Genomic DNA, 26495 nt, shown 5'->3' on the forward strand with positions numbered 1-26495 from the left:
TCTTGCTCCTCCAGATTTTCCTTTGTTGGAACCAGAAATGGCTAAGCGAAGTTATAAATATTTTGACCAAGATGAACACCAAGAGTTGGATTGAATTCAAGCTCATCAATTAAATCCGAAATATCATACTTAATTAATTTGTGCTTTTTTGATATCTTTTTTACCTCTCTATCAAAGTTAGATAAAGTTTTAACACTATAATTCATCTAAAAGTTCTCTGGCATTTCTAAGTTTAATCTTTCCTTCCTGATGTAACTTAATTTGTTCGAATGAATTTTTAAGACGATTGTAAATAGCTTGTTCACCCTCATTTAAAGGCTCTTGTTCTGACTTTGTTGTTTTGTTTTCAGCATAACTCAAACCCAAAGCTTCTAAAATAGCTTTAACAGCCTTTTCAGTTTTCTTATTCTCGATTTTCACAGTTAAAGTAGTCATACTAAAAAAGTTAAGAATTAATTTTAAGGATAAATTAGATGATCAAAATAATTAGAAGTTATAAAATTCTATCTTGCCTACTTTCCCAACCTTTTAATCATCTCTGCGCTTAAATCTCTGCCATCATTTAAACGATTTGCAAAAAATGATTTCGCGGCTTCGAAATGCTCTTTATAACCTTTCAAATCGCCGTAACCAATTATCGATGCCCATTCATGCACTGCGGTATGAAATTCCAAATCATCGCCACGGATGGATTTATCGTAGAGTGCGGTATGAATCGACTCCTCCAACATTGCCTCGTTCTTGAAAAGGTATTCGGCAATTCCTAAACGTAATTTAAAAGGTGGGGTTTGGCAGATTAAGTTATCATAAGGATTTACGCCCATCTTGTACCATGCATACACCATGCTTAGTAAACTTAGGTGTGAGTTTGGTTTCTGTTTGTGATCCGCATCCGATAAGCTGAACTCTTTCATAATGTTATCATCCAACAGCAATAATTTTCTGCTCTCATGAAAAACAAAATCACGGGCAGCATAAATTTTAGACCTGAACTCGGTTTCGTTTTCGCAAATCATCAGTTTATACAACTCAGACTCTGCTTGCGCATAATATTTAACCTGCTTTTGAGCATAAGGATTCAAAATGGCTAAACCGGCATAGATGTGAGATTTGTAACTAAATATCCTTAGTGTTGTTAGAATTTTAACGTTATCAATTCCACCTGCATAAGCCGGATTATCCCATGGAAAAAAACCTGCATTTTTCCAGGCCGAGCCCATGCTTTCGAAACCCATGTGGGTTACGGCTTGTGTATCTGCCACTATCCTATCGTGTTCTTTATAATCGTTTAACTCAATTATATTCGATTTAAGCGATTTATAAATGTCTAATGCTTTATTGTATACCTCATCAGTGGCACGATGCCTAACCACAACTAAAGTTTGTCCTTCAGGACTAAAAGCTGGCCCATGTAATGAATGACAGGTTACAATTTGAGTTTCTTTTGGTAGATATTTTTCAAATGCTGCAATTTCGGGATGCTTTACAGAGGTTTGACCTGCTACTATTGCACCATATTTAGTTGATAGAGCAAAGGTTGCCACTACTTCATCAATCTTCTCGGCTTCTACACAATAAATGATAAAATCAGATTTTCTGGAAACCTCATGTCCATCATTTAATACCTCAACATTTGATGGTTCTAACTCTTTTTTTAATTCGTTGAAACGCAAAGGCATATCTGCCCCACATACCTTATAACCTGCATTTGCGAATGATATGGCATACAATTTTCCCATATCACCTAAACCAATAATTCCTATTTGCATGAAACAAATGTAATCTATCAGAATTAATTTATAATAAATTGTATAAAAATGTAGTTTTACATTTTAACATTACCTTTGAACTATGCAAAAATTTAAACACGTTATTTATTGTCTTGGAGCGTTAATCTTTTTAAACGTTTCTTTTGCTCTTGCACAGCAAGACACTTCTAAAAATACTGACCCATCGTTAAATGGTCAGTATCAGTTTATGTTGAAAAAATCGAAAAACTTATATGGATCGAAACTGATTAATCCGGCTAGATTATCATCTGTTTGGAAAAGCGTAAACGATACTTTGCGTAAAGAAAGAAGGCAGTTGCAGGAAGCCAGAACACAAATTAAAACTCAAGCAGACAATATTGCCAGCTTAAAAGGCGAAGTAACCGGTAAAGAAAGTTCATTGGCTAGCGCCACGGCATCGGTTAACGAAATCAGTTTCTTGGGAATATCTTTTAATAAGGGAACTTATAATACGATGGTTTGGGCTATAATTATACTTTTAGCTGCAGCTTTAGCTATTGTAATTTTACAAACTGGCAAGTATAGGAAAGAAGCCACTTATAGAACCCAACTGTACCAGGAAGTTGCTGATGAATTTCAGGCACATAAAGTTAAAGCCAAGGATAAAGAAATGAAGCTTGCGAGAGAATTGCAGGATGAAAGAAATAAGTGGGATGAAGGCGGTCGACGATAATAAGACATTGAATTAGTACACAAAAAGCCAATTTTGCAGATGCAGACTTGGCTTTTTTTTGATACGTTAATGATTTACAGCTTCTACGTTTCTGAAGGAAAAGATATGCCTTTAATGTTTCGGTATAAATCTACAGCATACAAATCAGTCATGCCAGATACGAAATCCAATACGCTTTGCGTTCTCGAATAAATATCTGTTAAGTCTGTATGGTATTGTTTTGGAATTAATTTAACCAACTTTTTGTAATAGTGTGTATTGTTATGAATTAATGCTGGCACAAATTCTTCGAGCAAACCTGCCATAATTTTATAACCAGCAACTTCTTTTTGTATCACTGAGGAAAAATTATAAATCCTTTCAACAGAAACTTTTTCAATGGCTTTCCAGGCCGATTGATATGGTTCAGGAATTAAATCAGTAAGACTGTAATTTAAACTTCCTTTTAATAAGGCCTCTTGTTCCCTGTAAAATATATCGGCACAAATTTTTGTTAGGGTATTTATGGCTTTTGCTCTTAATAAACCGATTTTGGCGTCATCATCTTCATAGTCGTTTTGTAGCCTGTTTTCTATCGTTGTAGAATTCGCAAATGGAAGCAGATAACTTTTAACTTCTTCGTACGAAAGGATTTTTAATCGGTGTGCATCTTCTAAGTCGATTATGCTGTAGCAAATATCATCTGCTGCTTCTACAATATAAACCAGCGGATGTCTTTTATAAATCAGATGTTCATTAGATTCCTGTTCTAAACCTAATTCTGTAGCAATTCTTTTAAAAGATTCTTCTTCTGATTGAAAAAAACCATACTTTTTTCTATGCAATAAGCCTTTTTGCTTCCCGGCAATTGATGCACAAGGATACTTTGCAATCGAAGCTAAAGTAGAATAGGTTAGCGCATAAGCATCGTTGCTTTTTCCTTTTAATGGGTGTGTAAGAATTCGAATTGCATTGGCGTTGCCTTCAAAATTTATCAAATCATGCCATTGTTCAGTCCTCATCTCCTTCTCATAAACCTTCCCGTCACCATCTGTAAAATATCTGGAAATGGCTGCTTCGCCAGAATGTCCGAAGGCCGGATTACCTAAATCGTGCGCCAAAGCTGCAGCTGCCACAATATTTCCCACTTCTGAAATAAGTGGTGCATCTTTAATCAATTCAGGATTTTTTTCTTCGATGCTATTTAAAAAAATATTTGCCATGGAGCGGGCAACGCTTGCAACTTCCAGGCTATGCGTAAGTCGGTTATGTACAAAAACACTACCTGGCAATGGAAAAACCTGAGTTTTATTTTGCAACCGACGAAATGGTGAGGAAAATATTAACCTATCATAATCGCGTTGAAAATCAGAACGGGCCTTATCTGAACTTGCTCCATACTGCTCTTGTCCAAAACGTTTATTCGAAAGTAATTTACTCCACTCCATTTAAATCTAAGTTTATTTAGCGAAGTTAATCAAAAGCTAAAACGACGGGAGAATAAAATAGATAATTTTGAATAAGAACTTAAGTTCGGTACTTAAACTTAATATGTCTGCTGTTTTATCGCCGTATTGCTTATCCGACACGTCTTACTGAATTTATTTCAGCATCTCTCCTGTGCAAATAAGACCCTGAAATAAATTCAGGGTGACGTAAACTATAAAAACACTTAAGATGTTCTATAACAAGAAAAAACCATTTGAAATCTTATCTGTTATGTAAGAATGAAAACAAGCGCATATCGTAAAGATGAACATATTGAAGGATATGTTGATTCTAATGGCTCCAAGAAAACTGACGTTGTTAAATCTGATGTTCAGAAAAAATACGAAAAGCAGAATGAGGGAAATGAAGTAACTTCTTACGGTAAAGAAAGTAGTCAAATGATTGCTGGTAATCCGTTGGCAAAAGATGGCTATGATAACTCTGGCACTCAAGGTAAGGATTCGCTAAGTGATGATTCTTTTAATAGCACTGACGAAAGGCCAAGTATTGAAAGCGCTTCTAGTCATACAGCAAGTTCATCTGATGATTTTGATGATAAAAATGAAAAACCTTCACAAAGGAATGAAGATGATGTTTTAAATTCTGGTATTTAGAATTTTAAGCGTTTAAAGTTTTTTTCCTCCTAACCCTTTTTCTTGATTATCGTTTCTTGAGGAAACGTCGTCATTAGATAAGTTAATGTTCTTCAATTTCTCTGAGGTTTCTAAATCTGCTCCAGATTCATCTTTTTCTATAAAATCTAAATGTTCCTCATTTGGCTCATTCTTTTTCTTCAATAATTCCGGATTCAATATATGTCCGTACGTATCATTATCCCATTCGATATGAGTATCAAAATTTAAACTTTGCTTTTCATTGCTATTCGTTTCCATAAGGGTAGTTTTTATGATGGTTAGATATCTACACAACAATCATTATTAATAAAAAGTTTAGTAACAGCTTAATTAAACTTTATAGTTGTGTAAAACCTGTCGGAAATCATATATTAAATTATTTAAAATAAAATGGGTTAATAAAAGTGTATATTTAAATAGTTTTTTATTCAAAACTCATTGTCCTTCAAATTTTTTTAAAGCCACTTCATGGTTTTATTGTAATTCTTATCTTTTAGTAAATTATCTTCTTGAATAGTTATTGCTAGTGCCATAAAGCGTATTTATACGAAAATATGCGGTATAAACACGCACCATCAAGCATGAAAATATATCGATATTTGAAACTGACCAAACTGTTTTACATAATCATAAATTGAAAACCATAATAAAAGTATTACTTGCTGAGGATCACACAATTGTACGAAATGGCATAGTTGCTTTACTGGATGGAGAACCAGAGATAAAAATTATTGCAGAGGCTAGAAATGGTAGCGAAGTTTTACAACATTTAAGGTCGGGGATTGAGCCGGATGTTATTATAACCGATATCAATATGCCAGATACAAAAGGTGTTGAATTGATAAGCATATTAAATGCAAACTTCCCTAATATAAAAGTCTTGGTGCTTTCGGTATTGGATGACGAGAAAAATATTAGTCAGGCTATAGATGCTGGGGCTTCTGGCTACTTGCTAAAAACGGTAGATATCGACACAATGATTTTTGCTATTAAACAAATTACCTTAGGCAATAAATACATTTGCACTAATATCTCGCTTAAGTTATTAGCACACATTAATCGCACTAACAATTCTAACCGAACACCATTAAAATCTAATGTTGAGGTTTCAAAAAGAGAGATTGAAATATTGAAATTGATAGCTCAAGGCTACACAAACAGTGAAATCGCCGATAAACTGTTTACAAGTAAAAGAACTATTGAAGGTAATAGACAAAACTTACTAGATAAAACCGGAACAAAAAATACTGCATCATTAATAAATTTCGTGGTGCGAAATCGAATTATAGATTAAGTAATTTATTAAACTCCCTTTTCTTGTTCCAGATTATTTTTTGGCTTGTCAGTATCATCCTTTGTTGAGCCATTGGTATCTCTGTGTTTTGGCGGATGATCCATTCTACTTTCTTCTAAGTCGGTAAAATCGCTACCTTTTTGATTTGCAACTTCTCCGTGAGAAGATGGTTTTTGATCTTCCTCCTCAGGTTTAGCAAAATCTTGACCTTCAATTGGCTCAATGGCATTATCTGTTTTTTTTGTATTATCCATTTCGGCAATTTGTATTATAGCTTAACTCAAAATTTGAGCTTTTGTTTTGAATATGGTGAATCTTTAAACAAAAAAAAGTCCCGATTTACATCGAGACTTTTTCAATTTCATCAAATCTATCACACTTTGATTTCAACTTCAACACCACTTGGCAATTCAAGTTTCATTAAAGCGTCAACTGTTTTAGAATTAGAGCTATAAATATCTAATAAGCGTTTGTAAGCGCATAATTGAAATTGCTCTCTAGCTTTTTTGTTTACGTGTGGAGAACGTAAAACAGTAAAGATTTTTTTCTCTGTAGGAAGTGGAATTGGTCCACTTACAACTGCACCCGTAGGTTTAACAGTTTTTACGATTTTCTCAGCAGATTTATCTACTAAGTTGTAATCGTAAGATTTTAATTTAATTCTGATTCTTTGGCTCATCTTAATTTAATTTATGATTTCTTGTTAGAGCTATTAACAACAGAAATCGGATTTATTTTTGTGATCAAGGATAAAGGAATAAAGACCAACGATGTAAAACCATATCTTTTATCCTTGCTCTTTTATCTTCTTAATTAGTCTTCAGATTTTACTCTTCCTTTTGATTTAGCAATTACTTCATCCTGTACGTTTTTAGGCGCAGCTTCGTAGTGGTCAAATTCCATTGTAGAAGTTGCACGACCTGAAGTGATTGTACGTAACTGAGTTACATAACCAAACATTTCAGAAAGTGGCACAGTTGCTTTAATTACCTGAGATCCGTTACGAGTGTCCATACCTAATAACTGACCACGACGACGGTTCATATCACCGATAACATCACCCATGTTTTCTTCAGGGGTTAAGATTTCGATTTTCATGATTGGCTCCATCAAAGTTGGTTTACATTTAGGTAAAGCCTCACGGTAAGCCATTTTAGCTGCTAATTCAAACGATAAAGCATCTGAATCGACCGCGTGGAATGAACCATCCGTTAAACGAACTTTCATATCTGGAAGTGGATAACCAGCTAACACACCATTTGCCATTGAAGCAGCAAAACCTTTTTCTACCGAAGGAATAAACTCACGTGGAATTGAACCACCTGTAATTTCGTTTACGAATTGTAAACCACCTTTTTCAAAATCAGCATCAATTGGAGAGATAACAACCGAAATATCGGCAAATTTACCACGACCACCTGATTGTTTTTTGTATGTTTCACGGTGTGTAGTTGTACCAAAAATTGCTTCTTTGTACGCTACTTGTGGTGCACCTTGGTTAACTTCAACTTTAAATTCGCGTTTTAAACGGTCAATTAAAATATCTAAGTGTAACTCACCCATACCAGAGATAACAGTTTGACCAGTTTCCTGATCAGTTTGAACTCTAAATGTAGGATCTTCTTCAGCCAATTTACTTAAGCCCATACCCAATTTATCAACGTCAGCTTGAGTTTTAGGCTCAATAGCTAAACCGATAACTGGCTCAGGGAAGTTCATTGATTCAAGAATAATTGGGTGTTTTTCATCACAAAGTGTATCACCTGTTTTAATATCTTTAAATCCTACTACCGCAGCAATATCTCCAGCAGCCACATTAGGCACCGGGTTTTGCTTGTTAGCATGCATTTGGAAGATACGAGAAATACGTTCTTTGTTTTCTGAACGTGTATTGTAAACGTAAGAACCCGCTTCTAAGTTACCCGAATAAACACGGATAAAACATAAACGACCTACGAATGGGTCAGTTGCAATTTTAAATGCTAAAGCTGCGAATGGCTCATTAATGCTTGGTTTTAATAAAACTTCAGCACCTGTATCTGGGTTAGTACCAACAACACCTTCGCTATCCATAGGTGAAGGCAATAATTCCATCACATAATCAAGCATGGTTTGTACACCTTTGTTTTTGAAAGATGAACCACAAACCATAGGTACAATTTTAGCATCTAATACAGCAGCACGTAAAGCATCTAAAACTTCGCGTTCGGTGATTGTTTCAGGAGCATCAAAGAATTTCTCCATTAACGACTCATCGTAATCAGCTACAGATTCTAACAATTTCTCTCTCCACTCCGCAACTTCATCAATCATATCTTCTGGGATAGGCACTTCAGTAAAGGTCATACCTTTATCATGCTCATTCCATACAATACCGCGGTTGTTAATTAAATCAACCACACCTTTAAATCCGTCTTCAGCACCGATAGGTAATTGCAATGGAACTGCATTACTACCTAACATATCTTTAACTTGTTTAACAACTTTTAAGAAGTCAGCTCCAGAACGGTCCATTTTGTTAACGAAACCAATACGAGCAACATTGTAGTTGTTAGCTAAACGCCAGTTAGTTTCTGATTGAGGCTCAACACCATCAACTGCAGAAAACAAGAACACTAAACCATCTAATACACGTAACGAACGGTTTACCTCAACGGTAAAATCCACGTGCCCTGGTGTATCGATAATGTTCATGTGGTAAGCCTGACCTCTGTATTTCCACTCAACAGTAGTTGCAGCAGAAGTGATCGTGATACCACGCTCTTGCTCTTGTGCCATCCAGTCCATTGTTGCAGCACCTTCGTGCACTTCACCAATTTTATGACTAACACCAGCATAATAAAGGATACGCTCAGTTGTTGTAGTTTTACCTGCATCAATGTGAGCTGCGATTCCAATATTTCTTGTAAATTTTAAATCTCTTGCCATTGTTTTTATTAATGAATGAATGACAAAATGATTGAATGAGTGAATGTGTAAAAACACTCATCATTCAATCATTCAATCATTCAAAATTCAATCATTTGAATGTTTAGAATCTGAAGTGAGAGAACGCTTTGTTAGCTTCCGCCATTTTGTGCGTATCTTCTTTCTTTTTAACAGCAGCACCTTCACCTTTAGCAGCGGCTACAATTTCACCAGCTAATTTCTCTTTCATGGTTTTTTCACCACGTTTACGAGCATATGAAATTAACCATTTCATACCTAAAGCTGTTTTACGCTCTGGTCTAACTTCGGTTGGAACCTGGAAGTTAGCACCACCAACACGACGAGATTTAACCTCTACAGCTGGCATAATATTAGTTAAAGCACGTTTAAATATCTCTAAACCGTTTTCACCTGCTTTTTTCTCAGCAATTTCAACAGCATCATAAAAAATAGAGTAAGCGATAGATTTTTTCCCATCGTACATCATATTGTTTACAAAACGAGTTACCTGAACATCATTAAATTTTGGATCAGGAAGAATAATTCTCTTTTTTGGTTTTGACTTTCTCATTTCTTATTTCCTCCCGATTATTTCTTTTTACCTTTAGTTGGCGCCGCAGCTACTTGTCCCGGTTTAGGACGTTTAGTACCATATTTAGAACGACGTTGATTACGACCAGCTACACCTGATGTATCTAATGCACCACGGATGATGTGGTAACGTACACCTGGTAAATCTTTAACACGACCACCACGTATTAAAACGATTGAGTGTTCTTGTAAGTTGTGACCTTCTCCAGGAATGTATGCATTAACCTCTTTACCGTTCGTTAAACGAACACGGGCTACTTTACGCATTGCTGAGTTTGGTTTTTTAGGGGTAGTGGTGTACACACGTGTACATACACCTCTTCGCTGTGGACAGCTGTCCAACGCTGGAGACTTACTCTTGAACTCCAGTGCTACTCTACCTTTTCTAACTAATTGTTGAATGGTTGGCATTGTGCTTTTTTAATTTTTTATTTAATTATTTACCGCTCCCCCGGCATCCTTACAGATAGCCCATAAAACGGACTGCAAAAGTAGAACAATTCTTTTTATAAATCAAGGGGTTAGGATAAAAATTTTCGAGTTCGTAATTATCAGTTTGGTGTTGATGATTAAGGGTTTGCAAATTCTTTTGCAAATCCATTACCACACTCGTCATGCTGAACTTGTTTCAGCATCTTAATAGTACAAGCATTATTTTTTTCTGAAAAGCAAATGCAGTGATTCTTGGCTTTGGTTCAGTCCCGCTAATGCTTCAAGCAACAATGAAAAATTGTTGGCTTTACGCGTATATCGGGTTTAGGTGGCAAGGCTAATCGAGATTTTATCGGCTTGGTCTAGGAGCTAACCTATTATTTTACAAATTCTTTTGCAAATCCATTATCACACGCGTCATGCTGAACTTGTTTCAGCATCTTAATAGTACAAGCATTATCCTTTTTTTTTGTGAAAATTTACAAATTCTTTTGCGAAATTCACTAATACACTCGTCATGCTGAACTTGTTTCAGCATCTTAATAGCATAAGCATTATCCTTTTTTTTGTGAAAATTTACAAATTCTTTTTCGAAATTCACTAACACACCCGTCATGCTGAACTTGTTTCAGCGTCTTAATAGTATAATCATTATTTTTTTTTGAAAAGCAAATGCAGTGATTCTTGGCTCGGGTTCAGTCCCGCTAATGCTTCAAGCAACAATGAAAAATTGTTGGCTTTTCGCGTATATCTGGTTTAAGTGGCAAGGACAATTGATATTTTATCGGCTTGGTTTAGCAGCTAAACTATTATTCTACAAATTCTTTTGCGAAATTCACTAACACACTCGTCATGCTGAACTTGTTTCAGCATCTTAATAGTACAAGCACTATTTTTTTTGAAAAGCAAATGCAGTGATTCTTATGTTAGCTTCGGTCCCGCTAATGCTGCAAGCAACAATGAAAAATTGTTGGCTTTACGCGTATATCGGGTTTAGGTGGCAAGGATAATCGATATTTTATCGCTAATTCCTTAATTAGTTTATCGACTTTATTATATGCTTTATTTCAGAAAGTCAAAAAAAATATAAGCCATGTTTACTTATCTCAATTTAACCATCTATAAATCGTAGATAGTAAATATATTAATAAACCCCAATCAAGCTTTCTGCAGGAATATTCAAAACCTCGTGAAGTTTCCTAATCATACTTAAGCTCAATTTGCGTTTACCACTCAGTATTTCAGACTGACGACTTCTCGCTCCAAATATTTTTGATAGTTCTGTTGGTGTTTTACCTAATTGTTCTAATCTGAATTTTATAGCCTCGATTGGTGTAGGAGGTAGTACAGGATAATGGCTTTCTTCGTAATACTCAATCAGTAGGGTCAGCAATTCCAATTCATCAGCTTGTTCAGAACCTAAAACAATATCTTCTTGCATAAATGAATATGCTTTTTCCAAAGCTATTTCATATTCTTCCTCTGTCTTAATTATTTTTAACATAGCTTATTTCCTCCACTTTTATTTTATCATATTCAGCATGTGTTCCAACCCAAACAATAAAAACAATCTTTAATTTAAATTCAACATCTACTATTAATCGGTAATGGTTACCCTTTATATTAAAAACAAATCGTTTTCCCGTTATTACATCTGCGGTGGAATAAAGCCTAATAATATCTTCAGGTTTATCCCAACTTTGTTCCACTACTTCTCCATACCATGCTTCTAAGCTTCCTTTAGCAGAGGCATGTTTACTAAAAAAAATTACAAGTGTTTTTTTCGAAATAACTCGCATGGTAAATTTTCAAACAAATATATTACCAAATTGGTAACAATACAAATTAGCAATTTAAAAAGTTATAAAAAATAGCTGCCCTTTCGAGCAGCTATCTAACCAACCAATTTAAACTTATAATTTTACGTAGGCCTCAAAGTTGGCCAAACATGGGTAAGGGGTGCCTTCTAACAAGGTGATTTTTATATACCTAATTGCCGATGATGGTGATACAGCGAACTTCTGTTCATTAATTGTAGCTGGATTAAAATTGCGCTCATCACCAAGATTTGCATATGTTGTACCATCTACACTTCCTTCAATCTTAAACTTACTAAAGCCTTGCTTTGCATCTGTATGTGCATTTAGACCAATATAAGTAAGCAGATTTGCCTTTTTCATGTCAACAATGATCCAGTGCGGGTACGGATGAAAAACATCATAATCTGCTTGCCAGAAAGAAGGAGTAGATGTAGCTGTTGGGCTTTTTGCAGAGATTGGGTCAACTATAAAAGCAGCCAAATTTGTTTCATCACCCGGAAAGTTTACTTCACTCGATGCGGTAGCTGTCCAGCCAGTTTTATCAAGAGCAACATCCGTAATAGGCACTCTTTCTTGCAAACCTCTTATATTAAATTCTGCTAAAAAGGTAATAGATCCGGTTTGCGTAGCAGCTTTATCTGATGCAGTCAATTTGATGAAACGCACATTTCTTGCAGGGGTAATCGCAAAAGATTGCTCGGTAATTAAAGCCGGGTTAAATGTGAATTCGCCAAAGCTTGTAAAAGTTGTGCCATCTGTACTGCCTTCTAATTTAAATTTTGTAAACCCTTTTACATTATTTTGTCTGGCTGTTAAATTAACCTGTGTAATTACATTTTGCTTTTTCATATCAATAAGAAGCCAATGAGGGTATGGAGTTTGGCCCCCTGTATAATTTGAGTGCCAAATGGTATTTACATTACCATCTAAAATTGCTGTTGCAAGACCAGTATTGTCCCCAGTTAACTGCTCGCTCGAAGCAGTAACAGTCCATTTGGATCTATCAAGCGTAGTTTCTTCCAAGTTGGAGGTTAATTCTGCGCTTTTATCTTTCTTACAAGAGCTGATTACTCCTATTATTGAAAATAGCAGTAATAAACCGTATAATTTTATTGTTTTCATTTTGATTGAGTTTAATTAGTTGGCAAAGTTGCAAGGTTTACTGTTGGTGCTACAGCTGTAGGAGTTCTGGTAAAATTGGTATTGTTGGGCACAAAATCGTTAAAGAATGCCCCATTCTGCAGATAAAATTTGCCGTCTTCTATACCACCTTTAAAGTCCATACGTTGTTCGGTAGTTCCGGTTGGATCACATGTAAACCTTGCTGTAGTAACTTCCGTCCAAGTTCCTGCTGTATTTCTGAGCCATAAATTATTGTATAAGGCTTTTCTTCCAGTGTAACCTAATTCGACATTAAAATTCTCTAAGAAAGAATTTAAACCTGTTGCATAAGTTGAGGTTGCAGGTCGTTTAAAAGTAGCCATGAATTTCCATACACCGAGTTCTGGCGCATAAAACCAAGAAGAATAAATGGTATTGCCTGAACCATCGGGCTTAATTTGTGTTAAGAATTTATAAGTATTACCTGCTTTCCAGTTGTAAACCAGGTAACTTTGACCTCCAGTTCCTTCACCACTAAAATTTCCATTAGTTACATCTGCACCTTTACTTGTTAGAACTGTTTTAGCGCCAGAATCTGCATCCCAAACGGAGAACAACACCCATCGTTCTGTTGCAGATTTAACCTGAATACCAAAATAGCCTCCACTAAAACCGTTAGACATATAATAAGAACCAATATTATCTTGACCTACCGGCACCGTAAGTTCATTATACATCCATTCGCTATTTCCTGCTGGATTGGTGTAATTTAAATGCACAGATGGCCCTCTTCTTGACCAGTAATATTGGTTATCAGCACTAACACTTGCATATTGTAAGTTGCTTGCAACAGCTGTTCCGCCAACCATAATATCAGAAACTTCTGCAAAGGTTATTCCCTCCTTACTAACGCCCTGCAAATCTACTTTGACGTAACCAGGTGTAGTAATATCTATTATTCCTGCCGGAAATACCGCTGGTGTAGCGCCAGTTAAAGTCACATCAAAAGAAGTTCCATTAACAGTAAGTTTTACAACACTTTTCCCAGTGATTACAGAACCCTTAATAGCCAGATTTAATTTACCGGATTGACCAACCTTAAAATAGGTACTAATTACACTAGTGGTATTTTTCCAATTAGAAATGGTTGCTCCAATAGCTTCGGTTGCACCAGATGCAGATTGAGTTATATAACTATTTCCCTCTACTGGTATTGCCTTATTGGTCTCTATCACAACCGGAGTAGGTTTATAAGTATTTTCAAGAGTTTGCTCTCCACCTTTCTTACATGATAAAAAGAAGACACCTAGGCTTAGCATCACTAAAAAGCAACATATTTTTTTCATGGCTTTGTTATTAAGGGTTTTGAGCAAGATTTTTATTATTATCGATTTCATATTGTGGTATATAAAATATAATGCGGGCATCAGTTGGTAAAATTGTTTGTGTTATATTGGTTGAAGGTGTATTATTTAGTGCATGGGTACCCGGATAATTTCTAGTCATAGGTCTATTGTTTCTAAATAAATCATAGGCACGTTGTCCTTCAAATGCAAATTCCAATCTGCGTTCTTCTAAAACGACATCCAATGCTGTTTTACCCGCTGTAGCAATTCCAGATAGCGTTAATGCTGGGACACCGGCACGGCTTCTAATAATATTTACATCGTTTAAAGCAAGTTGTGCATTGCCAAGCTTTGCATTTGCTTCTGCCTTATTTAGATACATTTCTGCGAAGCGCAAATAAACAGGTGAACTTAGGTTGGCTATTCCTTCTTGTAAATTATATTTGGTTACATAATACATAGGTACGTTGGGCGCAATTTTAGTGTTATATTGCAGTACACCATTTATTTTATATGGAGCAACAAAACTATGCCTCAAATCAGCAGGGTTCTTATCCAATTCCGTTATATATTGTTGCGAGGCATAAATCTCGCCATAACCTGTACTACCTTGAGGACCTGGCGTAGCTAAGCTTCCAGGTGTACCGCTGTAATACATAGAGCCAATGGCACCAAAATCTTGATCTTCGGTTTTTGTGTAACGAATCGCAAAAATAGTTTCCGAATTTGCTTCAGGAGTTTTCGTAAAATAACTCTGATAATCGGCACCTTGAAGCAATTTGTAGCGGCCAGAAGCAATTACCAAGTCTGCATATTTAATAGCATTATCATTGTCTCCCATATTTAAATAAATACGAGATAGTAAAGCATAGGCAACTTCTTTTGATGCAAATACATTTTGCTTGGCAACAGTTAATAAATCTGCTGCTTTAAGTAAATCAGCTATTGCAGCATCATAAACCTCTTTAACTGTTTTCCTTGCTGGCGTTGTTTCGTTTGTCCCTTCCTTTAAAACCGGAACCCCTGGATTAGCTCCACCACCTTGTGTGTAAGGCCTGCCAAATACGCGAACCAAGTTAAATTCCATCATTGCTTTTAAGTACAGGTTTTCGCCTTTAAGCTGTCGTAGTTCGGAAGAAGCATTATCTGGAATTGCAGCTATAATTTTATTAGCTGCAACGATTACATAGTATGCCTGTTTCCAAAAATTAGCGCCGTGTGTACCTGTTGGAATGTGTGTGTAACGGTAACATCTCGAAAGATCATCAGAAGATGGTTGTCCTTGGGCTATGTTATCACCTTGGTACTCTGTTAAAAAATGGGCACTTCTTACATAGGTTGCATTTCTTAAAACGGCATATGTACCAATTGTTGCAGTTTCAATATCACCCGGATTAGTTAACGCAGATTGATCATCAATCGCTGTAGAAGGTTTAACTTCCTTTTTACAAGCACCTGCACTTATAAATAATGCAAGTACTCCTGTATATAATTTTATTCTAATTGTCTTCATTATTTTATCCTCCTATAAACCAATATTTAAACCAAACAATACCTTTTTGCTAAGTGGATATTTGAAGCTTGAGATCCCTGAACCCAAATCAACTTCCGGGTCTAATCCAGAAAACTTAGTACCAGTCCATAAGTTATCTCCACTTACAAAGATGCGGACACTGCTAATTTTAATTTTGCTTAACCAATTTGTAGGAATTTGATATCCTAAAGTAATATTGCGCAAACGGATATAACTTCCATCTTCAAGATAGCGGGTAGATTGCTGATTTGAATCATGATTTCCACCCAATACTGGCTTTGGATGTGTGGCTACATCGCCGATTTTTTCCCATCTGGTCCATCCAGATTTTAGAACCATTGCATTATAACTTTCGTATAATCCATCGTTATCAAAATAGGCACGACTATTATTATACACATCATTGCCATAAACAAAGTTGAAAAATGCACTTAATGAAATCCCTTTATAAGATAATGTATTGGTGATACCACCGGTAAATTTAGGCGATGCCGATGTACCAGTGTATTGGCGAGTTGCCTGGGCATATGTGTTTGTTACCGCAATATGATTAGTACCATCCGCATCGGTGATAACTTTTTCCCAAAGCGGATCTCCATTATTAGGATCTACGCCAGCCCAAACAGGCATTTTCCAATCAAAAATATCATGCCCTACAGCTCTAGGCTGTGAACCTCCAGGTGTTATGGCATCTTTACCTTCATTAAGTTTTAAAATCGTATTTCTATTGAATGCCATATTTAAATTAGTCTCCCATTTAAAGGCACCTGTGAAATTTTTGGTAGTTAAATTAAATTCTAAACCCCTATTTTTCAAAGCACCTACATTTTGAAAAACATAAGAATAACCTTCAGTAGATGGCAGTGGAACCTGGAATAATAAAGCGTTAGAGCGCTTATCATAAAGATCGATAGTTAAATCAATTCTATTCCAGAAACCCATATCAAATCCAATATTTGCGGTTTTTTGCTTTTCCCATGTTAAATCGGGGTTTCCCTTTTGTGATGGACTGGCACCTGGTACACCAGCATAACTAGCAGAAACATCAATAGCATAAAGACCTAAAGAAGGGTAATCGCCTATTTCTGCATTACCCGTTGTACCATAACTGGCCCTTAACTTCAAAAAGCTTATAGGTTTAACGCTTTTCAAAAAGTTTTCGTTGCTTAAAATCCAGGATGCCCCTAGTTGATAAAAATCTCCTCCACTTTTATTTATCCCAAAGCGAGATGAATTTTCATGAACAAAAGAGGCAATGGCGAAATACTTTCCAGCATAATTATAATCTATCTGGCTCAAATATTTGCTAAAGTTATATTCATTCGTTCCTCCCGAGGGATTACTAATAATATCGGTAGCGGTTGACATTACCGGACGGCCAGCAGGTAGGTTTTTTCCATTCAAACTGGCAACGTCATAATAAGATTTCTCAGCCTCTCCAACTGCTAAAACGGTTAGGTGATTTTCTCCAAAGCTATTTTCGTATTTTAACCTGTTTGAAGATAAAAGACGATTTTTGTAAGACGTTGTATTGTACAACTCACCATTGTTTGCACCACCCTCTTTTGTTCTTTTGTCATAATAATCAACATAAAAATCATTAAAGAAATTGGTTCTGTTGTAACTTGCAAAGGTTAAATTTTTAGCGATGCTATAATCTAAATTTAAATCAGCACTAACATTAAAACTTCTGCCGTTTGAGAAATTGTACTGATTTGAATGTAAAAAATTCTCAACATCTCTACCTAACCAGCTCGGTGTAATTCTAGGGTCAACGGGTGTGCCATCAACATTATAAGCCGGGTCAAAAGGTAAGTTAAGATAAGCATCTCCAAGGGTATTGCTAGTTTGGTAGTTATCTTTTGAGAAAACACCATTTAGCAATAAACTAACTTTTAATTTCTTAGTTAGCTGGCTATTTAAATTGGTTCTTAAGTTGTAAGCGTTCTTATCATTGTTAACAATTGTACCTTGTTCTCTATAATAATTACCGGCAATGTAATACTTAACCTTTTCTGAACCGCCAGACGCTGATAATGTATAGTTTTGAGTCATTCCGCTTCGGGTTGCTAAATCCCACCAATTCGTATTGGTATTTAACACGGAAGATTTAGGATTAGAAAAGGTTTTCTGATAATCATGTAATTGCTGACTATCCATTAATTTAAAATTACCCGTTGTGGGTGTACTGAAACCTAAAGTAGAATTAAATTCGATTTTTGATTCACCAGCTTTTCCTGTTTTAGTAGTAACAATGATTACACCACTACCAGCACGAGAGCCATACAAACCTGTGGCTGCCGCATCTTTTAAAATCGTTATGCTTTCAACATCAGCCGGGCTATAAGTTGCACCTTCTGAGCCATAAGCGCCTAAAATATTTCCATCAACAACTAGCAAAGGAGCTGTACCACCATTGATGCTGCTTACACCTCGAATGTTAATGGATGGAGCTGCAGTTGGATCTCCAGAACCTGAAGAAACTACAACACCAGGCGCTTTACCTTGTATCATTGATATAATATCATTTGAAGCAATACCTTTAAGTTTTTCTGCGGAGATTACTGATACAGAACTGGAAAGCTCGCCTTGCTTTTTTGATGAATATCCGACAACAACGACATCCGATAGATTATTATCTTCTTCATCCAATGTAATATTCAAAATTGTTTTACCTGCCACCGGAACTTCTTTTGTTTTATATCCGATAGATTTAATAATCAGAATACCATCTGCAGGTGCGGTAATTACATAGTTTCCTCCTCCATCGGTTGATGTACCAATATTTGGATTGGATTTAAGTGATACTGAAGCGCCTGGTACTGCCCCAGATTTATCAGTTATTTTGCCTTTAATCTGGATATCCTGAAATGCATTGGGCAAAATGCTTGCAACGTTACGATTGCCAGAAATAAACTTGTTTTTTTTGCTTAAGAAATCAATTGTGTTTGCCTGACTTTTTGGTAGCCAGAGCAGTACAATTCCACCTAAGAGCAGGACTAACTTGATCTTCATTGGTTTGGTTGTTGGTTAGGGAATAGTTGTATAATTTTGAGTCGTATATCATAAGTTTCTCATGCATACGCTTTCGCTTGGTAAAAACGAAAGCTCAAACTGGTTTTATTAAAGCCTAAATTATAAGATTTGTGAAAGGAAAAATTTACAAACACAACGCAAACGTTTGCCTACTTATCAGCATTAATTAAGGTATTTTCGGGAAACTGGAAATGTAATTGGAGTGTAAAGAACTATTTATGCTCCGACATAAAACTAAAAATTATCATTTTTTAGATTTTATCTTTTTAATGAGAATTTTTGTTGAGAAATGAACAAACAGTTTTTTAGATAATTGCCATCTTACGTTGTTAAGGCGGCTTTGACAAACGTTTGCGTTAAAATAAGTTACAAAATTTAATTAAATAATAGCCGCAAACATCTGATTAAGATTATCCTGTTACTATCAATGGATATTTGTATGTTTAGTTAGCTATTTACCTGGGTTCGATTCTTAAATTTAATATTTTGCTGTTTTGTCGCCGCACTGCTTCTACGACACATCATGCTAAATTGATTTCAGCATCTTTCTTGCATAAAAGACCCTGAAGAAATAAATTCAGGGCGACGTAAACTAAATCATTGAAAGTTAAAGATCTTAGAGAATAGTATTTATTGATTTTTATGAATCAAATTAAGATGTTTGTTGCCTAAACAAAATATTTACACATACTAATCATTAGAAAAGATTAGTATATATAAAACTATTTATGAAACGTTTCTAAAAATAAATCTTCTACCTTTTTACGAGCCCAGGGCATTCTGCGTAAAAATTTCAAGCTCGATTTAATGCTTTGATTATTAAGAAAACAATCTATTTTGATAAGCAAACCTAATTTTTCCCAACCATAATGAGTTTGTAAATCGGTAACGACTTTTTCCAAGGTAATACCATGTAATGGATTATTTTTCTGCTGTTCAGCCATAGCACAAAGTTAAATCAATTTGTAAAATTATTGAGGAGTAATTTGCCTTCAAAAAAGAAAAGCCATTCTGAAATCAGAATGGCTTTATAAAAAGTTTAATTTAACCTTAGTTCGCAGTTCCGCTCCAGGTATTATTATCTGGGTTAGAATCTGGCAGAACCTTATTGGGATCTAAAACAACAGAAACCACTTCCTCTGTTGTTGGATAGCGAACCGTCCACGATGTGTTTTTCATCCAAACATCAACCGGAAGTTTAATTATATCTGTTTTACCACTTTTTGTTTTTACCTGCAAAATAATTGGCATCGGCATTTTTTCTAAATTGTTTACTTTAATGGTATATGCAGTAATGTTTCCATCTGTTTTTACTGCTTGAACATCTGCGATTGCCTGGTCCATTTTCCAACTGTTTAAGAACCAGCTTCTCCAAAACCAAGCTAAATCTTCTCCTGCTCCATTTTCCATCGAACGGAAAAAATCAAACGGTGTTGGATGTTTAAATGCCCAGTTTTTAATATACTCACGGAAAGCATAATCAAATCTATCTTCGCCCAAAATTTGATTTCTTAAGATATCCAATCCCCATCCAGGTTTGCTGTATAAGTTTATTCCAATATTTCTTTCTGCCATCCCATCTGGCATTAGCATAATGTTTTCTAACGCAGGATTACCAATTGCTGATTTTCCGATACGGTTCATGTCAGTAGGGCGAGGTTTATATTCGCCATTGTTAAAACTTTGAGCAGAAATTCCGTTGATGAATGTGTTAAAGCCTTCATCCATCCAACCGTATTTGCGCTCGTTCGAACCTACAATCATCGGGAACCAGCTGTGTCCAAATTCATGGTCGATTACACCCCAAGCAGAACCTTTTTTAGCTTTCCAGCCACAGAAAACAATTCCTGGGTATTCCATTCCACCAATGTTGGTTGCAACATTAACTGCCATTGGATATGGGTATTCGAACCATTTTGTAGAATAATGCTCAATTGTAGATTTCACATATTCAACACCACGTCCGTATGCATCCATCCCATTGCTTTCTACAGGTTGCGCAGAAACCGCTAAGCCTTTTCTTCCACTTGGAAAATTGATGCGGGCGGCATCTAAAACAAATGATTTTGATGAAGCCCAGGCAGCATCTCTCGCATTTAAAATTTTAAATTTCCAGGTAAGTTTATCTTTTGCCGGACGAGATTTAGCATCGGTAACCTCTTCGGCAGAACGAATGTGTATTGTTGCATCACTTGATTTTGCTGCATTCCATCTTTTCAATTGTTCTGCTGTAAAAACTTCTTGTGGATTTAATAACTCTCCCGAACCCATAACAATATGAGTTGCTGGTGCAGTAATTGCAAAGTTTATATCACCATACTCACAATAAAATTCTCCTCCACCCCAATAAGGTAAAGTGTTCCAACCCAAAACATCATCATAAACACACATACGAGGAAACCATTGCGCAATGGCAAAGATTTCGCCATTTTGCGTAGTTAAATGTCCTGTTCTATCTGAGCCTTCTTTTGGAACGATGTAAGAATAATCCATTTTCATGGTAACAATACCTCCATTGGCAGCTAATGGTTGAGCCAAACGAATTTGCATTCTGGTATCTTCTACAATTGAGGTAAATTTTACATCACCAGTTTTCTGAGAAACATTTACATTTTGAATTTTGTAACCACCATCGAAAGCTTCGCCTTGAGCACCGTAGCGACTACGGGCAGGCGTAACTTGCTTACCACGAGAACCTTCTTTAAATGTGTTCTGATCTAACTGTAACCATAAATATGGCAACTTATCAGGACTGTTATTTTTATAAGTTATGGTAACCGTTCCAGTAACCATACTTTTGGTTTCATCAAGGCTTGCCGTAATGCTATAATCAACACGGTTTTGCCAGTATTTTGCACCAGGTGCACCATTTGCAGAGCGAAATTCATTTCCGTTTTGCGTGTAAAACAATGGTCCAAACGCCTCTGCAGGACTATAATTGGTTGTTGGAGTTGTGGCAGCTTGCTGTGCAGATGCAGAAAATGCAACCGCAAGGCTTACTAAACACATAGTAATTAATTTGTTTAGTTTGATGTTCATGATGTTTATGTATTTGGCGGCAAATATAAAAAATAAGCACAAACAGAAATGTGTGTGCTTACATTGTTACTTTACAAGACTTTAAAATCTATAATCACAAAGCTTAAATTGTTTGAGAATCACATAATCAATACTCAATTAAATGAACAAGATTAGGTTTAGTTTTTCTTACCTAAATCAGGTAAATCTTGTAACTTTCTTTCTTTTGGAGATAATTTTAACCAGGCATGATAAGCCTGTACAATGTAGTATGAATATTTGAATGGTCTTTCAGATTGTACTTTAAGAACCGATGGGCGATAAATAATCATGAAATTCTTTAAATCGTCACCTTCCAATTTTAAAAGATTTCCTATAGTTTTCTCATTAAAGTTTTCATCAATTTCTGCCAGGTAGGTTTCTCGCTCTTCCAGCTCTGCTTCTTTACGTTGCTGGCGTTTGTATTTTCCATAGCCTAAGTTTAGACTTAAACCGCCCACTTTATCAGTCATCTTTTTTCTTTCTAAATTACCTCCAGTGCCCATTTGTGTATATTTTTCTGCCATTGGGTCGGGAGATAAGATAGACTTATTTATTTTTACACCTCTAATATCAACATCATTCAAACTGTTACTTTTATCAACCATATAAACCGCTTTTGGAAGTAGGCTGGTTAAATAAACAGTATCAGTAACATATCCTATCAAAGAAAATTCGAGTAAATCGCCAACTTTTGCATTTATGCTAAATTTACCTGCTGCATTTCCACTAACTATTTTTTTACTATTTAAGTTTCTAACCGTTACTCCCGGCAAAGTCATTGTTTTTTTAGAAAAATCATAAATAGCACCTGTTGCCACACTACTTTGCGCAAATGTGCCAAAAGGAACAGCAATTAATAAAAATAAGATTAGCTTGTACATATTCAAAAGTAGATTAGTTTAAATGTTAAAACTTCGTTTTAACAAACTTTAACATTAACAACTTGATTAGCCAAGTGTTTCAGCATAACTATCTTCTTGAAAAGAAATTAAAACCGCTTTATTGTTTTTTTCGATAATTGGACGCTTAATCGCACTAGTATTATTAATCATATATGAAATGGCTTTATCCTGATTATCAATCGCTATTTGTTCATCCTTTGTTAGTTTTTTCCAGGTTAAGCCTTTGCGGTTTAATACCGCTTCCCACCCAAAAGTGTTGCACCATTCGGTCAATTTTTCTGCAGTTATTCCTTTCTTCTTAAAATCATGAAATTCGAATTCTATATTGTGCAGCTTTAACCAATCAAGCGCCTTTTTTACTGTATTGCAATTGGGTATTCCGTAAACTATCATTTGAGTTCTAAGTTATGGGTTCTAAGTTATAAGTCTAGTTGCAAATCATCAACTTTGATAGCTTTTCTTACTTAAAACTTACAACTTATAACCTACAACTCCATCATTCATCACATTTTTCTTTAATTCCATCACATTTATAAAGTTTATTGAAATTAGCGAAGTAAAATTGCACCAACAAATCATCAGAAAATGAATATTAAAGATTTACAAAAGGTAGAATTTTGGGTAGCAACAGCTTTGTATGTGTTAGTAATAATCTTATTAATTTCAGGCGCCGATGGCCGGATTAATAACAACAGCTATTATCAATTTAGAGGGGCAGATTTAGAATATTCCTATTTTTCAAATTATCTTGTTCCAGAGTTGTTTCGATTCACGATTTTGTATTTAAGCTTTTTAGCTATAAACTTTTCTATCATTCCTGCCTTAATCAACAAGAAAAATGTTGTCGCCAATAGCTTCTTTTTAGTAGGAATTTTCGTTTTCGGCGGATTAATATTTAGCATTTGTAAAACCTATACCGATGCATACCTATTAGATGAATATGATGATTTACAACACGCCTACAATAGAATATTTTTTAAAGGATACATATACAGTATGTGGTCTATTGTAATTATCTCATCTTATGCGCTATTAAAAATTTTTGTAAAACATCTAAGCGAAAACAAGTATAAAGATGCTAGTGAAAACACTTTAGCAAAAGTAGATATGTCTTTCGGTTTAGCGTTTTGGTTTGTAGGTTTATTGTTGTGGATATCTACAAATTCGGCTTTAGAAATTAGCGTATGCTGGACATTGGTAATCTTCTCATCAATTGGTATTGTAATTTATTCTATTTATAAACTTTTACCAGAAAACTTTGCAAAAGGCAAACCATTCAAAGTTTACTTTTGGCAGGTTTTTTTCATATCTATTCTTTTAGCAGTTCCTTTAGGTTTAATATCAACTTTGTTTATTTGGCGGGTTGAAATGTTTTTCATTGTTTTTCTTTTTCATCTCCCAACACAGTTAGTTATTAGCGCACCATTATCGTGGTATATTTATAAAAGACGATTGGCTAATCGTACAGAAATTAAAACCCTAAAAACTGAATTAGGCAAATCAGATGCGAGTTTAAGTTTCTTGCAATCGCAAATTAATCCTCATTTTTTATTCAATGCATTAAATACACTTTTCGGAACTGCCTTACAAGAAAATGCAGAGCGTACCGGTGAAGGCATACAAAAACTTGGCGATATGATGCGTTTCATGCTCCATGAAAACATGCAGGATAAAATATCACTAACACGAGAAGTAGAATACTTAAGCAATTACATAGACTTACAAAAACTTAGAACTTCACGCTCTGCCGATATTAAAATTGAAACGCAAATAGATGAGCAATTAAACAATTTGCAAATTACACCTATGCTTTTAATACCCTTTGTAGAAAATGCATTTAAACACGGCATTAGCTTACAACAGCCATCTCATATTAAAATTACACTGCAAACTAAAGAGCAAACACTTTACTTTGATGTTCATAACAGCATTCATTTAAAGGCTGATAACGACCCTGAAAAATTAAAAAGTGGTATAGGTTTAGAAAATGTAAAACAACGATTGGCTTTACTTTATTTTGGAAAACATGAACTAATTATCCGCGAAAGCGCCAAAGAATTTTTTATTCATTTAACACTTCAATTAGACTAGCAATTGCTTTTTTTGAAAATGAACGTTCTATGCTATTAACGGTGTGCAGCCCCGCTATCGCCAATAGTCCTCATTCGTGCCTCACTCCGGGCTATTTGGCTTTATCGGGTTTATAAACAAAGGTTTTTGCTGTAAATTGCCAAGCGCAAAAAACCTAGTTAAATAGCCCCGACAAACACGAAAATACTTTTGGTCGAATAAACTACAATAAGCAAAACCATTAACCAAAAGATTGTAGTATAGGCGGGAATACTTTGCCAAGGATTAATGGCTATGTGCTGCAGAAAATAATTTTTAGAAAGAATTTTAAACCAAATCGTACCTTTAAAAATGATTGCAATTGCTATAGATGATGAGCCCATAGCGCTCGAAATTATCAGGTCTCACGCATCAAAAGTGCCATTTATTGAGTTAAGTACTACTTTTACAAATGCATTTGAAGCCATAAGTTATTTGCAGCAAAATAAAATCGACCTGATTTTTCTGGATATAAAGATGCCTGATATAAGTGGTATCGATTTTCTTAGAAGCTTGAGCAAACCGCCAATGGTGATATTTACCACCGCATACACCGAACATGCAGTACAAAGTTTTGAACTTGATGCGGTTGATTATCTATTAAAACCATTTTCGCTATCTCGATTTTTAAAGGCTTGTAATAAGGTACACGAATTATACAATTTTCGTAATCAACGGGCAGAAAATAAATCAGAATACATTTTTATAAAAGATGGTTACGAGCAGGTAAAAGTAGAATTAAACGAAATTGTATTTGTGGAGGCTTCAGGAAATTATACCCAAATACAGCTAAAAGATAAATTGCTGAGTTCGAGAATTACCATAAATGATTTGGCAGAACTCTTACCTAAAACAGATTTTATCCGTTGTCACCGGGCATTCATTGTTGCAAAAAATAAAATAACCAAATTCGATCGCAGTCAAATATTTATTGGCGAAAGAATAATTCCTATTGGAGCAACTTACAACAACTTGCAATTGCTTTAACAAATTACAACATTTAAACATTACTACTTTTATCATTCGCTGCATAGCACTATCTTTGCCGCATGTCAAGTCAATTAAAAAACCTTTCCGATTTTTCTCATACAACCGTTCCTAATGGTGCAAACTATAAATTTGGGATTATTGTTGCGGAGTGGAACGCAGAAATTACAGGTGCATTGTATAATGGTGCTTTAAAAACGCTGCTAGATAATGGAGTAAAGGAAGAAAATATCATTTCTTTAGCTGTACCTGGCAGTTTCGAATTAACCGGTGGGGCTGAAATTTTATTGAGCAAAAAAAGTGATTTAGATGTTGTGATTTGCTTAGGCTGTGTAATTCAGGGTGATACGAAACATTTCGATTTTATCTGCGATGCTGTGGCTCAAGGCGTTACAAATGTTGGTATTAAATATAGCAAACCAGTTATTTTTGGTGTGTTAACTACAAATAATTTAGAACAGGCGCAAGATCGGGCAGGTGGTAAACATGGCAATAAAGGCGATGAAGCCGCAATTACAGCCATAAAAATGGCCGATTTTTCTGCAAATATTTAATATTGCCGTTTAATAATTATTTGTACATTAGAACTTTAAAATCACTATCTGAATGAAAAAAGTTGCAATCCTTTTATTGTCGGTATTTTGTACCATTACTATTTTAGAGTCTTGCTCTTCAAAACTTTGTCCGGCATATAGTTCATATCCTGAAGGCAAAAGAAGAAGAAATTAATTTACAAACTCGTATTTCATTTTTAAGTCATTTGCAGAACTTTCTGTTGTGCAAAACGTTT

Annotated in this window: 25 protein-coding genes; 6 read left to right on the plus strand and 19 right to left on the minus strand. The window is 35.3% G+C overall.

Features of this window, described 5'->3' with window-relative positions; translation table 11 throughout:
• Positions 1–195 precede the first annotated feature (195 nt).
• Together D7004_RS16385 and D7004_RS16390 are read right to left on the minus strand one after the other, a co-directional pair.
• On the minus strand, positions 196–435 hold the full coding sequence (locus D7004_RS16385) for a hypothetical protein (RefSeq protein ID WP_123206896.1): 240 nt from the start codon (positions 433–435) through the stop codon (positions 196–198).
• 77 nt (positions 436–512) lie between these two features.
• Positions 513–1769 (minus strand): prephenate dehydrogenase, encoded by a 1257-nt coding sequence (locus D7004_RS16390; RefSeq protein WP_123206897.1) that lies wholly within the window; start codon positions 1767–1769, stop codon positions 513–515.
• A gap of 82 nt (positions 1770–1851) precedes the next feature.
• Between D7004_RS16390 and D7004_RS16395 the strand changes: the two genes are divergently transcribed.
• The gene (locus D7004_RS16395; protein WP_123206898.1) at positions 1852–2463 is read left to right on the plus strand and encodes a hypothetical protein; all 612 of its coding nucleotides are present in this window, start codon (positions 1852–1854) and stop codon (positions 2461–2463) included.
• 83 nt (positions 2464–2546) lie between these two features.
• Here D7004_RS16395 and D7004_RS16400 read toward each other — a convergent pair whose 3' ends face one another.
• Positions 2547–3890 (minus strand): deoxyguanosinetriphosphate triphosphohydrolase, encoded by a 1344-nt coding sequence (locus D7004_RS16400; RefSeq protein ID WP_123206899.1) that lies wholly within the window; start codon positions 3888–3890, stop codon positions 2547–2549.
• A gap of 279 nt (positions 3891–4169) precedes the next feature.
• Here D7004_RS16400 and D7004_RS16405 point away from each other — a divergent pair, with 279 nt between their 5' ends.
• Complete coding sequence (locus D7004_RS16405) at positions 4170–4544, plus strand: hypothetical protein (protein ID WP_123206900.1); 375 nt, start codon at positions 4170–4172, stop codon at positions 4542–4544.
• A gap of 12 nt (positions 4545–4556) precedes the next feature.
• Here the strand turns inward: D7004_RS16405 and D7004_RS16410 are convergent, their stop codons facing one another.
• Positions 4557–4823 carry a hypothetical protein gene (locus tag D7004_RS16410; protein WP_123206901.1) on the minus strand — a complete coding sequence of 89 codons (267 nt, stop codon included), beginning with the start codon at positions 4821–4823 and terminating at the stop codon, positions 4557–4559.
• A 376-nt stretch (positions 4824–5199) separates the two neighbouring features.
• Between D7004_RS16410 and D7004_RS16415 the strand changes: the two genes are divergently transcribed.
• Entirely contained in the window at positions 5200–5859 is a 660-nt protein-coding gene (locus D7004_RS16415) for a response regulator transcription factor (protein WP_123206902.1), read from the plus strand.
• 8 nt (positions 5860–5867) lie between these two features.
• Here D7004_RS16415 and D7004_RS16420 read toward each other — a convergent pair whose 3' ends face one another.
• The 15 genes from D7004_RS16420 to D7004_RS16495 all read right to left on the minus strand — a co-directional run bounded on the left by D7004_RS16420 (position 5868) and on the right by D7004_RS16495 (position 23002).
• Positions 5868–6113 (minus strand): hypothetical protein, encoded by a 246-nt coding sequence (locus D7004_RS16420; RefSeq protein ID WP_123206903.1) that lies wholly within the window; start codon positions 6111–6113, stop codon positions 5868–5870.
• 119 nt (positions 6114–6232) lie between these two features.
• Positions 6233–6538 carry a 30S ribosomal protein S10 gene (gene rpsJ, locus D7004_RS16425; protein WP_008244591.1) on the minus strand — a complete coding sequence of 102 codons (306 nt, stop codon included), beginning with the start codon at positions 6536–6538 and terminating at the stop codon, positions 6233–6235.
• Between the two features lie 134 nt (positions 6539–6672).
• On the minus strand, positions 6673–8787 hold the full coding sequence (gene fusA / locus D7004_RS16430; protein WP_123206904.1) for an elongation factor G: 2115 nt from the start codon (positions 8785–8787) through the stop codon (positions 6673–6675).
• 103 nt (positions 8788–8890) lie between these two features.
• Positions 8891–9358 carry a 30S ribosomal protein S7 gene (gene rpsG, locus D7004_RS16435; protein WP_123206905.1) on the minus strand — a complete coding sequence of 156 codons (468 nt, stop codon included), beginning with the start codon at positions 9356–9358 and terminating at the stop codon, positions 8891–8893.
• A gap of 17 nt (positions 9359–9375) precedes the next feature.
• On the minus strand, positions 9376–9789 hold the full coding sequence (gene rpsL, locus D7004_RS16440; protein WP_008244597.1) for a 30S ribosomal protein S12: 414 nt from the start codon (positions 9787–9789) through the stop codon (positions 9376–9378).
• 1165 nt (positions 9790–10954) lie between these two features.
• Positions 10955–11314 (minus strand): helix-turn-helix domain-containing protein, encoded by a 360-nt coding sequence (locus D7004_RS16450; protein WP_123206907.1) that lies wholly within the window; start codon positions 11312–11314, stop codon positions 10955–10957.
• A complete protein-coding gene (locus tag D7004_RS16455) occupies positions 11298–11609 on the minus strand; it encodes a type II toxin-antitoxin system HigB family toxin (protein ID WP_123206908.1) in 312 nt (103 codons plus the stop codon). Before D7004_RS16455 ends, D7004_RS16450 begins: the two co-directional genes overlap by 17 nt.
• A 114-nt stretch (positions 11610–11723) precedes the next feature.
• A complete protein-coding gene (locus tag D7004_RS16460) occupies positions 11724–12752 on the minus strand; it encodes a discoidin domain-containing protein (RefSeq protein WP_123206909.1) in 1029 nt (342 codons plus the stop codon).
• Positions 12753–12763: 11 nt separating this feature from the next.
• Positions 12764–14077, minus strand: a complete 1314-nt coding sequence (locus tag D7004_RS16465) for a DUF3472 domain-containing protein (RefSeq protein ID WP_167459523.1) — start codon at positions 14075–14077, stop codon at positions 12764–12766.
• A 10-nt stretch (positions 14078–14087) separates the two neighbouring features.
• Positions 14088–15590: a RagB/SusD family nutrient uptake outer membrane protein gene (locus D7004_RS16470; RefSeq protein WP_123206911.1), complete on the minus strand. Its 1503-nt coding sequence runs from the start codon at positions 15588–15590 to the stop codon at positions 14088–14090.
• Positions 15591–15602: 12 nt separating this feature from the next.
• The gene (locus tag D7004_RS16475) at positions 15603–18626 is read right to left on the minus strand and encodes a SusC/RagA family TonB-linked outer membrane protein (RefSeq protein ID WP_123206912.1); all 3024 of its coding nucleotides are present in this window, start codon (positions 18624–18626) and stop codon (positions 15603–15605) included.
• A gap of 743 nt (positions 18627–19369) precedes the next feature.
• On the minus strand, positions 19370–19591 hold the full coding sequence (locus D7004_RS16480) for a VF530 family protein (protein WP_123206913.1): 222 nt from the start codon (positions 19589–19591) through the stop codon (positions 19370–19372).
• Between the two features lie 106 nt (positions 19592–19697).
• The gene (locus tag D7004_RS16485) at positions 19698–21686 is read right to left on the minus strand and encodes a M1 family metallopeptidase (RefSeq protein WP_123206914.1); all 1989 of its coding nucleotides are present in this window, start codon (positions 21684–21686) and stop codon (positions 19698–19700) included.
• Positions 21687–21844: 158 nt separating this feature from the next.
• Entirely contained in the window at positions 21845–22588 is a 744-nt protein-coding gene (locus tag D7004_RS16490; protein ID WP_123206915.1) for a hypothetical protein, read from the minus strand.
• A 66-nt stretch (positions 22589–22654) separates the two neighbouring features.
• The gene (locus D7004_RS16495; protein WP_123206916.1) at positions 22655–23002 is read right to left on the minus strand and encodes a Spx/MgsR family RNA polymerase-binding regulatory protein; all 348 of its coding nucleotides are present in this window, start codon (positions 23000–23002) and stop codon (positions 22655–22657) included.
• A gap of 192 nt (positions 23003–23194) precedes the next feature.
• On the opposite strand from D7004_RS16495, the gene D7004_RS16500 reads away from it, so the two are divergent.
• The 3 genes from D7004_RS16500 (at position 23195) to ribH (ending at position 26259) form a co-directional block, all read left to right on the plus strand.
• The gene (locus tag D7004_RS16500) at positions 23195–24700 is read left to right on the plus strand and encodes a sensor histidine kinase (RefSeq protein WP_123206917.1); all 1506 of its coding nucleotides are present in this window, start codon (positions 23195–23197) and stop codon (positions 24698–24700) included.
• Between the two features lie 330 nt (positions 24701–25030).
• Entirely contained in the window at positions 25031–25705 is a 675-nt protein-coding gene (locus D7004_RS16505; protein ID WP_123206918.1) for a LytR/AlgR family response regulator transcription factor, read from the plus strand.
• Between the two features lie 62 nt (positions 25706–25767).
• The gene (ribH, locus tag D7004_RS16510; protein ID WP_123206919.1) at positions 25768–26259 is read left to right on the plus strand and encodes a 6,7-dimethyl-8-ribityllumazine synthase; all 492 of its coding nucleotides are present in this window, start codon (positions 25768–25770) and stop codon (positions 26257–26259) included.
• Positions 26260–26495: the final 236 nt, after the last annotated feature.

Source organism: Pedobacter jejuensis (assembly GCF_003725795.1).
Lineage (GTDB): Bacteria > Bacteroidota > Bacteroidia > Sphingobacteriales > Sphingobacteriaceae > Pedobacter > Pedobacter jejuensis.

Excerpts from the sequence above, each read along its gene's own strand:
- D7004_RS16385 (WP_123206896.1), bottom strand. The coding sequence starts at position 435 with ATGACTACTTTAACTGTGAAAATCGAGAATAAGAAAACTGAAAAGGCT.
- D7004_RS16390 (WP_123206897.1), bottom strand. The coding sequence starts at position 1,769 with ATGCAAATAGGAATTATTGGTTTAGGTGATATGGGAAAATTGTATGCC.
- D7004_RS16395 (WP_123206898.1), top strand. The coding sequence starts at position 1,852 with ATGCAAAAATTTAAACACGTTATTTATTGTCTTGGAGCGTTAATCTTT.
- D7004_RS16400 (WP_123206899.1), bottom strand. The coding sequence starts at position 3,890 with ATGGAGTGGAGTAAATTACTTTCGAATAAACGTTTTGGACAAGAGCAG.
- D7004_RS16405 (WP_123206900.1), top strand. The coding sequence starts at position 4,170 with ATGAAAACAAGCGCATATCGTAAAGATGAACATATTGAAGGATATGTT.
- D7004_RS16410 (WP_123206901.1), bottom strand. The coding sequence starts at position 4,823 with ATGGAAACGAATAGCAATGAAAAGCAAAGTTTAAATTTTGATACTCAT.
- D7004_RS16420 (WP_123206903.1), bottom strand. The coding sequence starts at position 6,113 with ATGGATAATACAAAAAAAACAGATAATGCCATTGAGCCAATTGAAGGT.
- rpsJ (WP_008244591.1), bottom strand. The coding sequence starts at position 6,538 with ATGAGCCAAAGAATCAGAATTAAATTAAAATCTTACGATTACAACTTA.
- fusA (WP_123206904.1), bottom strand. The coding sequence starts at position 8,787 with ATGGCAAGAGATTTAAAATTTACAAGAAATATTGGAATCGCAGCTCAC.
- rpsG (WP_123206905.1), bottom strand. The coding sequence starts at position 9,358 with ATGAGAAAGTCAAAACCAAAAAAGAGAATTATTCTTCCTGATCCAAAA.
- rpsL (WP_008244597.1), bottom strand. The coding sequence starts at position 9,789 with ATGCCAACCATTCAACAATTAGTTAGAAAAGGTAGAGTAGCACTGGAG.
- D7004_RS16450 (WP_123206907.1), bottom strand. The coding sequence starts at position 11,314 with ATGTTAAAAATAATTAAGACAGAGGAAGAATATGAAATAGCTTTGGAA.
- D7004_RS16455 (WP_123206908.1), bottom strand. The coding sequence starts at position 11,609 with ATGCGAGTTATTTCGAAAAAAACACTTGTAATTTTTTTTAGTAAACAT.
- D7004_RS16460 (WP_123206909.1), bottom strand. The coding sequence starts at position 12,752 with ATGAAAACAATAAAATTATACGGTTTATTACTGCTATTTTCAATAATA.
- D7004_RS16465 (WP_167459523.1), bottom strand. The coding sequence starts at position 14,077 with ATGAAAAAAATATGTTGCTTTTTAGTGATGCTAAGCCTAGGTGTCTTC.
- D7004_RS16470 (WP_123206911.1), bottom strand. The coding sequence starts at position 15,590 with ATGAAGACAATTAGAATAAAATTATATACAGGAGTACTTGCATTATTT.
- D7004_RS16475 (WP_123206912.1), bottom strand. The coding sequence starts at position 18,626 with ATGAAGATCAAGTTAGTCCTGCTCTTAGGTGGAATTGTACTGCTCTGG.
- D7004_RS16480 (WP_123206913.1), bottom strand. The coding sequence starts at position 19,591 with ATGGCTGAACAGCAGAAAAATAATCCATTACATGGTATTACCTTGGAA.
- D7004_RS16485 (WP_123206914.1), bottom strand. The coding sequence starts at position 21,686 with ATGAACATCAAACTAAACAAATTAATTACTATGTGTTTAGTAAGCCTT.
- D7004_RS16490 (WP_123206915.1), bottom strand. The coding sequence starts at position 22,588 with ATGTACAAGCTAATCTTATTTTTATTAATTGCTGTTCCTTTTGGCACA.
- D7004_RS16495 (WP_123206916.1), bottom strand. The coding sequence starts at position 23,002 with ATGATAGTTTACGGAATACCCAATTGCAATACAGTAAAAAAGGCGCTT.
- D7004_RS16500 (WP_123206917.1), top strand. The coding sequence starts at position 23,195 with ATGAATATTAAAGATTTACAAAAGGTAGAATTTTGGGTAGCAACAGCT.
- D7004_RS16505 (WP_123206918.1), top strand. The coding sequence starts at position 25,031 with ATGATTGCAATTGCTATAGATGATGAGCCCATAGCGCTCGAAATTATC.
- ribH (WP_123206919.1), top strand. The coding sequence starts at position 25,768 with ATGTCAAGTCAATTAAAAAACCTTTCCGATTTTTCTCATACAACCGTT.